Annotated in this window: 3 protein-coding genes; 1 reads left to right on the top strand and 2 read right to left on the bottom strand. The window is 70.1% G+C overall.

The features are described 5' to 3' along the window. Positions 1-386, bottom strand: a 386-nt coding sequence (locus tag G7A99_RS19750) for a LysE family translocator (protein WP_163143452.1), incomplete at its 3' end; no start/stop codon positions are given. Beyond that, a complete protein-coding gene (locus G7A99_RS19745; RefSeq protein WP_163143450.1) occupies positions 383-1,105 on the bottom strand; it encodes an alanyl-tRNA editing protein in 723 nt (240 codons plus the stop codon). The genes G7A99_RS19745 and G7A99_RS19750, both read right to left, overlap by 4 nt. 118 nt (positions 1,106-1,223) lie before the next feature. Here G7A99_RS19745 and G7A99_RS25980 point away from each other — a divergent pair. Next, positions 1,224-1,387: GntR family transcriptional regulator (locus G7A99_RS25980; RefSeq protein WP_163143447.1), on the top strand; the 164-nt coding region annotated here is incomplete at its 3' end.

The raw sequence follows: 1,387 nt of genomic DNA, 5'->3' as shown, positions 1-1,387 counted from the left end.
GCCACCGCGGTCATGCCCATCACCCATACCTTGGGGTTGGCGAACTGGAACGCGAACGCCTCCGTGAACCGGATCGGGCGGGCACGCGTGCTATCGCCGGCCGGGTCCGCCGTGGCGATGCGCCAGGCGAGGTAGAGCAGGTAGCCCGCGCCGATCCAGCGCAATGCCGTGTGCACGGCGGGGTAGTGCTCGAACAGCCCGCCCAGCCCCAGCGCCACCGCCGCGGTGAGCGCACCGAAGCCCGCGGTCACGCCGAGCAGGTGCGGCACCGTCCGGCGCAGGCCGAAGCGCGCGCCGGAGGCGGTGAGCATGACGTTGTTCGGCCCCGGCGTGGCGGACAGGGCGAAGGCGAACAGCGCAGCGGCGAGGGCGTTCTCCGGGGTCATTCCACCGCCTCCGGCGCGGTCTCGTCGATCAGCACCACGCGCCGGGCACGCCGGCTCTTCTTGTGGATCCGGGCGATGCGGATGCCCGCGAGCTCGCCGGTGGCCCGCACGTGGGTGCCGCCGCAGGGCTGGCGGTCGAGCCCGTCGATGGTCACCACGCGCAGCGTCTCCCCCTCGCCCGGGGCGGCGCGGAGCGTATATTCGCCGCCCCGCGCGCCGTCCTCCTCGCCGGCATGGACGGCGCGGTTATCGCCGATCACGCGCTGGAGAGCGGCGTCGAGGTCCTCCCGGCGCAGGCCTGATTCCGGCAGATCGAAGTCGATGCGCCCGCGCCCGGCATGGATAGCGCAGCCGGTGACCGGCGCGTCGACCAGGGCGCAGAGCACGTGCAGTGCGGTGTGCATGCGCATGTGCCGGTAGCGGCGGGGCCAGTCGATGGCGAGCGTGACCGTGTCCCCGGCCTGCAGGCCGCCCGGGTCCGGGACCTGGTGACCGATGCGCAGGCGGCCGGGGAGGTAGCGGGTGTCCGTCACCCATAGGGTCGCGCCCGTGGCGGTATGCAGGGCGCCGGTGTCACCCGGCTGGCCACCGCCCTCGGCGTAGAAGCAGGTCTCGTCCAGCACGATGCCCCGTTCGGTGACCGCGACGACCCGTGCCTGTCCGTCGCGGCGATAGGCGTTCTGCTCGAAGCGTCGGCGTGTCGGGGTCGGCGTGTTCATCCCGGTTCTCCTGCGCGAAATGGTGACAATTTCAAGAACAATGAATACAATTGCATCAATCTGATCGGTATAAACAGAGAATAATTGCCAACATTCTGATGTAAAGAAGATTTTTGTAATGGATACAATCTGGGTTCCCGATCTTTCCGTTCACGCCGGCCCCCGCTACCGGGCCATCGCCGAGGCCGTTGCCCGGGCAGTCGCGGCCGGCGAGCTGGCCGTCGGCGACCGGCTGCCCACCCATCGCGCGCTGGCCGATGCCCTTGGCGTGACCGTCGGCAC

The sequence above is a fragment of the Arhodomonas sp. KWT genome (assembly GCF_010993615.1).
This window is presented reverse-complemented; position numbering and strand designations above follow the sequence as displayed.

Excerpts from the sequence above, each read along its gene's own strand:
- G7A99_RS19745 (WP_163143450.1), bottom strand. The coding sequence starts at position 1,105 with ATGAACACGCCGACCCCGACACGCCGACGCTTCGAGCAGAACGCCTAT.